This window comes from uncultured Limnohabitans sp. (genome assembly GCF_937889215.1).
Lineage (GTDB): Bacteria > Pseudomonadota > Gammaproteobacteria > Burkholderiales > Burkholderiaceae_C > Limnohabitans_A.
Map to the genome: position 1 here is coordinate 1 of NZ_CALBEX010000034.1, position 11,747 is coordinate 11,747.

Here is an 11,747-nt window from a genome sequence, read left to right on the forward strand (position 1 = left end):
CGTACCCTCGGCAATCTTTCGACCGAAGTTCAGCGCCACAATCCAATCGGAGACGTTCATCACCAAGTGCATGTGGTGTTCGACGAGCAACACACTGATGCCCATTTCATCGCGCACCTGCTTGATCAGGTCGGCCAGATCGCTGAGCTCTTCGTGGTTGAGTCCCGCCGCTGGCTCGTCTAGCAAAAGCAAGCGCGGCTGAGAGGCGAGGGCACGCGCAAACTCCACCCGCTTTTGAAAGCCGAACGGCAGGTCGCCAACCGGCCGATGGGCAACGTCTGTCAGTTTGAGTCGGTCAATGAGCTCGTTTGCACGTTTTTTGAGATCGGTTTCTTCTGCCCGCGTTTTGGCGGTTGGCCACATGCCGCCCCAAAAGCCTGTCTTGGACTTGCTGTGGGCACCCACCATGATGTTCTCTTGAACGCTCATGGTTTTGAACATGGCCAGATTTTGAAAAGTGCGGCCAATGCCGGTGTTGGCCATCTCGTGTACCGGGGTTTGCGTGATCGACTGTCCATCAAACAACAAGTCCCCCTCTTGGTAGTCGTACAGACGACTCAGGCAATTGAACAAGGTCGTTTTGCCTGCCCCGTTGGGGCCAATCAAACCACAGACTTTGTCTTTTGGCAGGTTAAAACTGACGTTATCCAATGCCGTGATACCGCCAAAACGAACTGTGATTCCCTTGACCTGTAGCAGGGCATTTGTTTCATCGACAACCAAATCAGAATCTCCTCGTGAGCGGCAAAACGGCGCTGATCGAAAAAAGTGTAGGTGCTGATTGGGAATGTCACCCTAGGTTAAACACCAATAAGGTGTCATCTAGGTGCCATGTGTTTTGTGTGGCTCATCTACCGTGTGCGCTTGAAAAGTACCGATGTGGGGCAAATTGGGCAAGCCTGTTGTGTTCAGCTTTTCAAGACATGGGGGGTGAAAGTAAAAATGGCAAAACCTTGGCCAGCAAGCCTTCAGGCAGCTCCTCGGCCATGTAGTGTCCACAAGGCAATGCCTCGCCGCTCACGTTGCTTGCCACAGCGCGCCAATCCGCCAATGGGTTGAAGCATTTCTGTATCGCACCCTCTGCGCCCCACAAAGCCAAGAGCGGTTGGGTCAATTTTCGACCTGCTTGGATGTCTTCGCGGTCGTGAACCAGATCGATGCCAGCGCTGGCGCGGTAGTCCTCGCACAAGCCGTGCGCTGCGCCCGGCAAAGCCAAGCAGCGCGCATATTCTTGGAGTGCCAATGGCTCAAAGGGTTTCAGCCCAGCGCTGCGATTGCCCATGACTTCGCGAATGTAGGCATGCGGATCGGCACGGATCAAACGCTCCGGCATCGGCGCCGGTTGGATGAGAAAAAACCAATGCCAATAAGCGCGTGCGAACTGTTCAGAGGTCTGCGCATACATGGCCAGTGTGGGCGCAATGTCGAGCGTGACCAAGCGTTCAACACAAGCAGGTTGGTCCATGGCCATGCGGTGGGCCACGCGCGCACCTCGGTCGTGGGCCAAAACCTGAAACCGCGTAAAGCCCAGCGCGGCCATGAGACTGACTTGGTCAGCGGCCATAGCCCGTTTGGCGTAATGGGCATGGTCCGCACCGCCCTCAGGCTTTGACGAGTCGCCGTAACCCCTCAGGTCTGCCGCCACAACGGTGAAATGTTGCGCCAGGGTAGCGGCCACGCGGTGCCAAATCACATGGGTCTGCGGGTGACCGTGAAGCAGCAACAGGCCAGGCCCAGCGCCACCCACAACGGCAGCGATGGACTGCCCTGTGTCGACGGTGATCGTGACATCGCGAAAGCCTGGAAACAGTTGTTGTGTGACGTTTGACACGTTCATCCTTGTGGGAGATTGACCTGGGAGGCGTGACGCTGCTTGCGCTCGTGTGCGCCATCTTCCACTGCGCCGATGCGCGGCCGATTCTTCAGAGAATAGCCATTTTCCCAAGGGCGCGTTTTGCGGTCACCTTCGCGGCACAGCCGAGCAAGCAGGCACTCTAAACTGCCTTTCGCCCGTCAATCCAACCAATTCACCGTGTCCATCGCAAACTGAAAGGCCCTCTATGTCATCTTCCCTACAAGGTTTGCAGCTGACCTCCACCATTCGTGACGACGGCACCTTGGCCGTTGTCGTCCAGCCCCAGACGTTGCCCGCGCCTGCTCCTGACGAAGTGGTGATCGAGGTCCAAGCAACGCCACTCAACCCCTCTGACATTGGCTTGCTCTTTGGACCCGCTGACATGGGCCAGGCTTCGGCCTTGCCGGGACAAACAGGCATACAAGCACCGGTCTCTGCACCCGCGCTGAAAGCCATGGCCGGCCGCATGAACCAAGCCTTGCCTGTCGGCAACGAGGGCGCTGGCCGCGTGGTGGCTGCGGGCAGCGAAGCTGCTGCCCAGGCGCTGCTCGGCAAAACCGTCACAGTCATCGCTGGGGGCATGTACGCGCAATACCGCTTGGTCAAGGCCGCGCAATGCGTGGTGCTGCCCGAAGGTGCCACGCCTGCGCAGGGGGCTTCTTGCTTTGTGAACCCGTTGACGGCCTTGGGCTTTGTCGAGACCATGAAGCGCGAGGGGCACCGCGCGCTGGTGCACACCGCAGCCGCATCCAACCTGGGGCAAATGCTCAACAAAATCTGTCAGGCCGACGGCATAGAGCTGGTCAACATCGTGCGCAAACCCGCCCAGGCCGCTTTGCTCAAAGGCCTTGGGGCACGCCACATCTGTGACAGCAGCGCACCCAGCTTCATGGCGGATCTGACCGAAGCACTCGTTGCCACGGGGGCCACTTTGGCCTTTGACGCCACTGGCGGCGGCTCCTTGGCCAACCAAATACTCATGGCCATGGAAGCGGCACTCAGCCGCCAAGCCACGACCTACAGCCGCTATGGGTCTTCTGTGAAAAAGCAGGTGTATTTGTATGGCAACCTCGACTTGCGGCCGACAGAAATCACCCGCAGCTATGGCATGGCTTGGGGTGTCGGTGGTTGGCTGGTTTTCCCCTACCTCGAGCAACTGGGCGAAGACACCAACCACGCCTTGCGCCAACGCGTCATGGACGAACTCACCACCACCTTCGCCAGCCATTACGCCCGTGAAATCAGCCTCAGCGATGTGGTGGACCTCGCGCAGATCGCACGCTACAACGAGCGCGCCACAGCGACTAAATTTTTGATCAATCCCAGCAAAGGCTAAAGCCCAAGCGACCGCTCAAGTAAGTTGCCGATAAAAGGAACCACGATGGCCCAGCACGACCCCCATGCTTTCATGCCCTATCCGGCGGTGCCGCCCGCCGCAGCCCAAGACGGTCCTCTGGCCGGTTCGCGCTTTGGGGTCAAAGACCTGTTCCATGTGGCCGGCTACCCCTCCAGCATGGGGCAACCCGTGCTGGCGGCTTGGCTCGGCTGCCAAACAAAAACAGCGCCCGTGGTGCAACAACTGCTGGACGCTGGCGCCACCATGGTGGGCAAAACAGTGTGCGACGAGTTCGCTTTTTCCATGACGGGCGACAACGCCCACTACGGTGCGCCACGCAATGGCGCAGCGCCGACTCGGATTGCAGGCGGTTCTTCTTCGGGTTCGGCATCGGCCGTCTCCAATGGCATGGTGGACTTTGCACTGGGCACGGATACCGGCGGCTCTGTGCGTGCGCCGGCCAGCCACTGTGGCTTGGTGGGCCTGCGCCCAACGCACGGGCGGGTCAGCTTGGCCGAAGGCCTGCCCTTGGCCCCGAGTCTGGACACCTGCGGCTGGTTTGCCCGTGACATTCAGATGTTTGCGCGTGTCGGTGACGTGCTTCTGGGGCCCGACAACAAGCCCTTGCCGGCACGGCCACGCTTGATGTCGCCCACCGACCTCTGGTCACTCGCCACTGTTCAGGCCCTGGACGCTTTGGGCCAGGCCAAGCAACGGGTCAACGCTGTGCTAGGCGCTGACCGGCCCGTGCAGGTCGTGCTCCAAGACATCGAAAAAATGTATTGGGCCTTTCGCTATGTACAAGGCCAAGAGGCATGGGAAAGTTGGGGCCCCTTCATCACCCAATACGCCCCCACCATGGGCCATGCGGTGGCCGAGCGCATGCATTGGTCGGCCACCGTCACAGCCGAACAAGCCCGCTCAGCGGCGCAGTTCCGTGAACAGTTCACGGCCCACATTGAACAACTCCTCGGCGACGATGGGGTCTTGGTGCTGCCCAGCATGCCCGATATCGCGCCGCTCAAAACCACAAGTGAGAGCGAAATTGAGGACTACCGCAATCGGGCGATCCGCATGTTGTGTGTGTCCGGTTTGAGCGGCCTGCCGCAAATCAGCCTGCCCATGGCCCGCCGCGACGGGGCACCGCTGGGCCTGTCGCTGATGGGCCCACGCGGGTCTGACCGGTCCTTGATCGCATGGGCTGCTGAAATCATGTCGGCATAAGCCAGCCGCATCGCTTGACGGTTCAATGGGCCCCGAGGTAACACCCTTCGGCCCGCTCTGCATCGGCATCGTCACCTTCTTCACTGCACAGCGCTGCGATCAAGGCTTGGTCCACCACTTGGCCGGGCAGCAACAGTTCTTCATGGGTCCAGCGCTTGACCAAATGGCCATTGGCTACGCCGCCCGTGTGCGGGGCTTGGTAGGCGCGGCGGTGTTGCATGGTCACGCCGCTGTTGGCGTTGGCGATGAAGCGGCTTTCGCCCAAGGCCCAAGGCTCAAAGTAGGCATTGGCCGCCGTATCCACTTGGCGGAAGTAGGCGCGTGCGCCTTCGGCATTGAGTTTTTTGCGCACGGTGCGCGTGATGAGGCCTTGCAAATGGTCGAGCGCGGCGGCGTCCATCTGGTCGATGGCGGCCAGGCGCATGTCTCGTTCGATGAGCGCAGGCGTGGCAGCCAACTCGGCGGGCAGCACTTGCACCATGGCTTTGACCACATCGTGGTGCGGTGCTACGGCGGTGGCCACGCCGCGAGTTTGCGGTTGAATAGGGCAGCGGATCTCGACAAAACGCGGCTTGACGGGGCCCGTGCAGCCGTCGTGGTGGTAATACTCGCCTTGGCTCAGCCGCCCTTTGCTGGAGCGCCCGCGCACATCGCGGTAAGTCGGGTGTGGGGTGTCCACATTCAGGCAGACCACCAAGCCGGTGGCATCCACCAATTGGTAAAAGGCCTCGCGCCATTCGGGCAAGAGCAGGTTGTTGTGCAAGTAGTCGCTGGGTGCAGCCGCTTCGTGGCCCACTTCCCCTTCGATCACCAACACAAAGGGCCTGGGCCGGCGCACGCGCCACTGGCCGTTGGCAAAGTTCAGCACTGAGCTGGCGGCGGCAGGGGGATCGTGGGCGAGGGCGTTGGAGGCCATGGGTGCGGACATGGTGAAAACTGGGTTGAGGCCTGGCTTTAAAAGTGACGGGCTAATTGGGCATTTTAGGGCCTTGCAGTGCGTCCTTTGTAGGTCGGAGCCTTCAGGCCCGAGGTGGGGCAGGTGGACCATAGCCCTTTGACAATGTCGCGCCACAAGTGGGTGAAACGTCGGACCTTAAAGAACCGAACTGCAAGGACTGGCTGAGAGTTTCACCATCGATTCAAACACCATGGGGCCAGATCAATGGCGATTGGCTGGCCTTTGCCGAGCTAGCTATGAAGACAGCAAGCAGCAGTTGGTCAATGCAGTGCTCGCCGCCGAGCGCTCTGCGTACATACAGTCGCTGCTCAAGGCGGCCAAGATCGAATGAGGCCCATAGGCTGCTGACACATTGGATTACAAATGTGATTCCTGCCCCTGCGTTGTTGAGCGGCAGCTGCTTTGATCGCCTCGTTATTCAAAAGTACGTTGTTCTGTCCCTGACAGCGGCAGGCCGGATGTTTTTTCTTTGTGGTCGTGCAGACGCCCCAGTGCGCTGCTGAGCAGGTGGGCCAGCTTTTGAGCGGCGCCCTGTACCGCTTGGGCCATGGCCGGCGCTTGCTCGGTCACTGCTACGGGCTGGCGGCCTTCCAAGCGGGCTTCTATCATGCAGCGTTGGTCACGTTGGCCGTTTTTGGCCGCGTTTTCATCGCTCAGATGGACTTCAATTCGGGTGATGTGTTCGGCAAACCGCGACAAGGCGTGGTCTATGGCGTCTTGAACCAGGGTGGTCAAGGCTTCGTTGCTTTGGATGTTGACGTCGGTGTTGATTTGAATTTTCATGGGCTTACTTGTTTGGTGAAAGGGCTTGGGGTGGCGCTATTGAAGGGCGCAGTGGCTTTGCGCATGGCGGGCTTCAGTGGCGATAACTCGCCGCGACACCCGTGGGTGTTGGCATGCGTTCGGCCGACAGCACATGCACTTGGCCGCCTGATTTCTCAACCAAAGTGCCCAGGTCGTCCAACACGTCATCGACCCGGGGGTAGCCGAGTTTGGAATAGTCGATTCGGCCGGTGGTGCCATCGATGCGCCCGGCGGCCAGGCCCGGCTTCGATCAACAAGGTGCCCACACGGCCGGCTGCGGCCGCGTGTGCCACGTCGGCCAGGTTGTCGCTGCCCAGTCCTTTGGACTTGGCCACGGCGTAGTCGTCGCACCATGCGCTTTGTTGGGCTTGTTGTGCCGGAGCGGCCACGGCCCAGGCGCGTTGCTGCAGCTCGGCGGGGCTCAGGCTTTCGGGGTTGATGAGCAGGCCTTGCTTCATCAGCAGCGGGTTGTGGCTGATAGCCTGAAACAGGTGGTGGTGTTCAGGCAAAGCTGCCAGCATCAGGGGCAGGCCCGAGATGTCGGAGTGGTGCGCCTGTACTGCCCGATCCACCGCACGGAAAAAGCGCTCTACCTCGCTGTCCATGCCGTCTTTCTTACCGCCTTGCCCATGGTGCATGGCCGAATGGCCAGCGCCCAAGCCGCCGTAAGATGACACCGAGCTGTGCGGCGCTTGTTGGCGATCGCTGCTGGTGTCGCTCGAAGAGCGCGGGACCTCGGGTGCCAAACTCACCGCTTCCAGACTGTCGCGGTTGCCCTCGAACAGTTGCACCTTGTGCAAGCTCAATGCCAGCACTTGGTAACGCTCCACCGATTGCAAAAATTGCCGCAAGGGTTTGGTGTGAAAGCTGTCGGCCACCACGGCCAAATCGGCCACCGGTCTGGGCAACAAATAAATGCGAAAAAACTCAGCCGACCCCATCACCACCAGCCCGTCAAGGGTGTGCTCCCAAAACGCGTGGTCGTTTTCCAGCGCCTCAAAGGGCGCGATCAGGGCGTGGACAGCATCGGGCGCTTGGTGGTGGAGAGATGTTTTCAATGCGTCCACCAGATGGCGATAACGGATCGGGTCTTGTTGGTTGTTGGGGTGACTGCGGTGGGTGCCCATGTAGAGCGACAGGCAAGGCCGGGCCTTAGACGAAACGAGTTCTTCCAAACTAATGCTGGTGAGTGTGTGGGGGCTGTGGTGAAGTTGCATGCAAAGTCCTTTTCAATGGCGTTGACACCTTGACGGCATGACCCGACCCGATTGGGGGGCGGTGTTCGCAACACCTGCAGATGGGCGTCAGGCCAAGGTATGAACGCAGTCTGCTCGGTGAACCGAGCACGGTCTGTGCTGCAACGAACGGTGAACTGAGCTCGGCCCTCGAACGGGCGTGTGGGGCGCATCTGGCATGGCCAACGCGCGGCCCAGGGCGTTGGCCTGGGCTTATCCCTGGTCTGTGAGCCGTGCGTGCGGCAATTGCCCTTGAACGACATGCACTTGTCGCTCAATGCGGTCTTCCATTTCGCCGATGCCGGCAGCCAGTCCGTTGTGGCTCTCGTCCAAGCGGGTCAGAACGGTTTGCTCCAGGGCGTCGATCCGTGCCCACAAAGCCTGGTGGTCTGTTTCCTCGCGTTGCAGTTGGGTTTGTTGCTGCGTTTGCAACCATTGGCGCAGTTCGGTAAAACGCGACTGCTCAGCCCGGTCGGCCAAAGCACGCTGCTCTTTGGCGTCTTTGGTGACTTGGCGCATTTCAATCAGATGGCCCGTTTGAAACAGCAGCATGGCGATCAGAAAAAAGCACAGCCCGACCACCAGAGCGCCCAGCAGCACCAGGCCAAGCGGCGCCTGTATTTCCGTCAGCCCCAGATGGATGGTGGTGGTGCGCATGATTTCCGCTTGGTTGAGTGCCGCAAACCCGGCCATCAGCAAGGAGCCCACGATGAGAATGACGGTGCGAATTTTCATGACAATGTCTCCTGATGATCCATGGATGAGGCCAAAGACCCTCGTGGGGACTTTGGCGGGCGAAGAGCAAGTTCGCGGGGTCTGCGCCGTTGTCTGCAGTCTATCGGTCACTCTGATCGAAGGCCAGCGCAATAACCGATAGTTCCAGTGTAAGTCCGAAGGCCACGACAGCTGTTGTTCGGCGCACAGACATGCGGTGTCGTTTGACTGAATGCCCTTTTGAGCCCCGAGGAGGCCTACAATCGCTGTCTTCACCGGGGGTGCCTGGCCGTTCACAACGGCCGTGCTGAGACATACCCCTCTCACCTGATCTGGGTTGTGCCAGCGTAGGGAGCGTGATGCAAATGCCCATCAATCGCCTTGTGCTCGATTCGGTTTTTTTGTTCATGCGCTGCGCTGGCTTGTGGACATGAAAGGCCATTTCGTATGAAACGACATTTTTGGGCATGGGCCATGGCGCTTGGCTTTGCAGGCCCTGCGCTGGCGCAAACAGCGCTCACAAACCCAACCCTTTTGCGCGTCATGACGCACAGCTCATTTGACCTGCCCAAACCTTTGCTGTCTCGGTTTGAGCAAGAGGCCGGTGTGAAGCTGCAACTGATCAAAGGCGGCGATGCGGGCGAGATGCTCAATAAACTCATCTTGAGCCAAGCCGCGCCCGTGGCCGATGTGGTGTATGGCATTGACAACACCTTGCTGCCCCGCGCTTTGGCCAGCGGTATTTTGGCCCCGTTCCCCAGCGCCGCAGGTTCAGCCGCCCAACGCCCAGCCCAAGCGCGCATGGCCGATACGGCTGGTGCAGACGGTGCGGTGGGGGGCTTGGTGCCCGTGAATTACGGCTACGTGAACTTGAACATCGACACCGCCTGGTTTGCCCAAAAAGGCCTGGCACTGCCCAAGCGTTTGCAAGACCTGAGCAGCCCGGCCTATCGAGACCTGTTGGTGGTGCCCAACCCCGCCACATCGAGCCCGGGCCAAGCCTTCATGCTGGCCACTGTGGCTGGCTTGGGCGAGTCAGCTGCTTTTGATTGGTGGGCGCGCATGCGGGCCAATGGTGTGAAGGTGGTCAAAGGCTGGAGCGAGGCTTACTACACCGAGTTCAGCCGCAACGGCGGCAGCCGCCCGATCGTGGTGAGCTACGCCACCAGCCCAGCGGCCGAGGTGTTTTACAGCAAGGAAAAAATCAGCACTTCACCCACCGCCAATGTGTTCATGCCGGCGGCTGTGTACCGGCAGGTCGAAGGCGCTGCCTTGCTGCAGGGCGCCAGCCCCACTGCACGCGCGGCCGGGGTGAAATTCATCGAATTTTTGCGCGCGCCCGCCGTGCAGCAAGCCCTTCAAACCAGCATGTGGATGTACCCCGCCGAGCCAGGCACACCCCGCGATCCGGTGATGCAACATGCCCAAGAGCCCAGCAGCTTTGAGTCGCTGGCCCTGGCGGACCTGAAGTCGCAGGCGGGCCGCTGGCAGCAACGCTGGACACAGGTGGTGCTCAAGTAAATGGCGACATCGCACAACCGAGGCGCCAGCCTTTGACCTCCGTCAGGGCACGCCAACGCCGTGCGGTGCTGTGGCTTGCCGCTGGCCCTGCGCTGTTTGTGTTGGCGCTGCTGGCTTGGCCAGTGGCACGGCTGTTGTGGCAAGGCCTGTGGGGTGAGCCCTTGGCGGGCATGCCGCTTGAGGACACCGGGCCCTGGTGGCTGGACGCGCACCTGCAGTGGCGCGTGGGCTGGACGCTGCTGCAGGCGCTGGCCACTTGTGTCGCTTGTCTGGTGCTGGGCTTGCCCATGGCTTGGGTGCTGGCCCGTTTGGACTTTGCAGGACGGCGGCTGTGGCAACGCGCCTTGATGCTGCCCTTTGTGGTGCCCATCTTGGTGGCAGCGCTGGGGGTGTTGTCCTTGTGGGGCCCGCGTGGCTGGCTGGGTGCGCCGTTGGCCCAAGCGGGCTGGTCGCTCGAAAGCAGCCCCTGGTTGCTGCTGCTGGGCAATTTGTTTTTCAACCTGTCTTTGGTGGTGCGCGCAGGCATGGACGGCTTGGCGCAAGTCAGTGCCCAGCGGGTGGCGGTGGCGCGCACCTTGGGGGCCACGCCGTGGCGGGTGTTTTGGCGGGTCGAATGGCCGGTGCTCGTGCCATGGCTGGTCTCGGCTTTGTGCCTGGTTTTTTTGTATTGCTTTACCGGCTTTGGCTTGGCCTTGGTGCTGGGCGGGCAGCGCTGGGCCACGGTCGAGGTGGAGATTTACACCCTGATCGCCCATGAACTGGCACTGGGCCGCGCCGCCTCGCTGGCCGTGGCCATGTTGGCGCTGACTGGGGGTGTGGCCTGGGGCTATGCCTGGGTGGAGCGCCGCTTGGCCAGTTCTGCCCGCATCACCCCGGTGCTGCGCCGGCCCTTGCAGGGTCTGGCTGCTTGGGCTTGGTGGGGGTTGGCCTTGAGCACTTGGCTGCTGCTGTGTGGTGCACCCTTGCTGGCCTTGCTTTGGCAGGCCGTGCAGGCGGTGTTGCAGGGCCAAGGCGGGGCCGTGTTGGGCGAGGCGGACACTTGGCTGGCCTTGCGCAACACGCTGCAGTTCACCGCCATGGCGCTGGCGCTGGCCACGGGCCTGGGTTTGTTGCACGCGCTGGCGGGCCACGCGCTGGCGGGCCACGCGCTGCGGCGCTGGCCTCGCCTGGGTCTGGCTTGGCGCGCCAGTGCCTATGCACCCTTGGTGGTCTCACCCGTGGCCTTGGCCTTTGGCTTGTTGCTGTTGTACCCGCAGTGGCTGGCCAGTTTGCCGCTGTTGGTGGCGGCCTATGCTTTGCTGGCCTATCCGTTTGTGGCCAAGGCCCTGACCGGCGCGCTGGACGCTTTGCCCGACGCCTATGCCCAAGCCGCCGCCACATTGGGTGCCCGGCCGGTGCGGGTGTGGGTGCGAGTGACTTTGCCATTGGTGGCACCCGCCTTGCGGCGGGGTATGGCCTTTGCTGCGGCCACCATGCTGGGTGAATTTGCGGTATCTTTGCTGCTTTCGCGTCCCGAATGGCTGACCCTGACCACGCTGATCTACCAACGTTTGGGCCGGCCTGGCAGCGCCAACATGGATGCCGCGCTGGTGCTCTCGGCCATGCTCATGGGGCTGGCGCTGCTGGTTTTTTGGCTCATCGAAGGGCGCGGGGAACACCGCAGCGCCACCTCCCACCCGAACCCTCACCATGCTTGAACTGCGCCACCTCACCCACCATTGGCTTGGGCCCCAAGGCCAGCGCCAAACGCTGCTGCAAGACGTGAGCCTGCGCATCGAAGCCGGGCAAACCGTGGCTTTGCTGGGCGCATCGGGCAGCGGCAAAAGCACGCTGCTCAAAATTGTGGCAGGCCTGGAGTCGCCCGATTCGGGCCGTGTCTGGCTCGACGGCCAGGACATCACCGATTGGCCACCTGAAAAACGCCGCCTGGCCCTCATGTTTCAGGACTTTGCGCTGTTCCCGCACCTGAACCTGCAAGACAACGTGGCTTTTGGCTTGGTGGAGCAAGGCCTGAAACGGGCAGATGCGCGTGAACAGGCGCGTGCGCTGCTGCAGCGTTTTGGTCTCGGGGGGCGGGGCGCAGAACCCGTGGGCACGTTG

The 11,747-nt window shown here is 61.3% G+C and carries 12 protein-coding genes and 1 riboswitch; of the genes, 6 read left to right on the top strand and 6 right to left on the bottom strand.

What is annotated here, in order from left to right:
* The coding region (locus tag Q0341_RS00760) for an ABC transporter ATP-binding protein (RefSeq protein ID WP_299509886.1) at nt 1-723 on the bottom strand (723 nt) is incomplete at its 3' end.
* A 193-nt stretch (nt 724-916) separates the two neighbouring features.
* On the bottom strand, nt 917-1,810 hold the full coding sequence (locus tag Q0341_RS00765; protein ID WP_299509907.1) for an alpha/beta hydrolase: 894 nt from the start codon (nt 1,808-1,810) through the stop codon (nt 917-919).
* Between the two features lie 250 nt (nt 1,811-2,060).
* Between Q0341_RS00765 and Q0341_RS00770 the strand changes: the two genes are divergently transcribed.
* The gene (locus Q0341_RS00770; protein WP_299509889.1) at nt 2,061-3,191 is read left to right on the top strand and encodes a zinc-binding dehydrogenase; all 1,131 of its coding nucleotides are present in this window, start codon (nt 2,061-2,063) and stop codon (nt 3,189-3,191) included.
* A 45-nt stretch (nt 3,192-3,236) separates the two neighbouring features.
* Nucleotides 3,237-4,415 carry an amidase gene (locus Q0341_RS00775; protein WP_299509891.1) on the top strand — a complete coding sequence of 393 codons (1,179 nt, stop codon included), beginning with the start codon at nt 3,237-3,239 and terminating at the stop codon, nt 4,413-4,415.
* 22 nt (nt 4,416-4,437) lie between these two features.
* On the opposite strand, the gene Q0341_RS00780 is transcribed toward Q0341_RS00775, so the two are convergent.
* On the bottom strand, nt 4,438-5,343 hold the full coding sequence (locus tag Q0341_RS00780; RefSeq protein ID WP_299509893.1) for a hypothetical protein: 906 nt from the start codon (nt 5,341-5,343) through the stop codon (nt 4,438-4,440).
* 220 nt (nt 5,344-5,563) lie between these two features.
* Between Q0341_RS00780 and Q0341_RS00785 the strand changes: the two genes are divergently transcribed.
* Nucleotides 5,564-5,704, top strand: a complete 141-nt coding sequence (locus Q0341_RS00785; RefSeq protein ID WP_299509895.1) for a hypothetical protein — start codon at nt 5,564-5,566, stop codon at nt 5,702-5,704.
* Between the two features lie 83 nt (nt 5,705-5,787).
* On the opposite strand, the gene Q0341_RS00790 is transcribed toward Q0341_RS00785, so the two are convergent.
* The 3 genes from Q0341_RS00790 to Q0341_RS00800 all read right to left on the bottom strand — a co-directional run bounded on the left by Q0341_RS00790 (nt 5,788) and on the right by Q0341_RS00800 (nt 8,147).
* Nucleotides 5,788-6,156 (bottom strand): HPF/RaiA family ribosome-associated protein, encoded by a 369-nt coding sequence (locus tag Q0341_RS00790; RefSeq protein WP_299509896.1) that lies wholly within the window; start codon nt 6,154-6,156, stop codon nt 5,788-5,790.
* A 185-nt stretch (nt 6,157-6,341) separates the two neighbouring features.
* Nucleotides 6,342-7,394, bottom strand: coding sequence for a hypothetical protein (locus tag Q0341_RS00795; RefSeq protein ID WP_299509899.1), 1,053 nt, complete (start codon nt 7,392-7,394; stop codon nt 6,342-6,344).
* Between the two features lie 231 nt (nt 7,395-7,625).
* Nucleotides 7,626-8,147: a lipopolysaccharide assembly protein LapA domain-containing protein gene (locus tag Q0341_RS00800; RefSeq protein WP_299509901.1), complete on the bottom strand. Its 522-nt coding sequence runs from the start codon at nt 8,145-8,147 to the stop codon at nt 7,626-7,628.
* 246 nt (nt 8,148-8,393) lie between these two features.
* Nucleotides 8,394-8,498, top strand: a riboswitch (TPP riboswitch).
* Nucleotides 8,499-8,573: 75 nt separating this feature from the next.
* Between Q0341_RS00800 and Q0341_RS00805 the strand changes: the two genes are divergently transcribed.
* The 3 genes from Q0341_RS00805 to Q0341_RS00815 form a co-directional block, all read left to right on the top strand.
* Complete coding sequence (locus Q0341_RS00805) at nt 8,574-9,647, top strand: thiamine ABC transporter substrate-binding protein (RefSeq protein ID WP_299509902.1); 1,074 nt, start codon at nt 8,574-8,576, stop codon at nt 9,645-9,647.
* Nucleotides 9,648-9,679: 32 nt separating this feature from the next.
* The gene (locus tag Q0341_RS00810; RefSeq protein ID WP_299509904.1) at nt 9,680-11,344 is read left to right on the top strand and encodes an iron ABC transporter permease; all 1,665 of its coding nucleotides are present in this window, start codon (nt 9,680-9,682) and stop codon (nt 11,342-11,344) included.
* The coding region (locus tag Q0341_RS00815; protein WP_299509906.1) for an ATP-binding cassette domain-containing protein at nt 11,337-11,747 on the top strand (411 nt) is incomplete at its 3' end. The genes Q0341_RS00810 and Q0341_RS00815, both read left to right, overlap by 8 nt.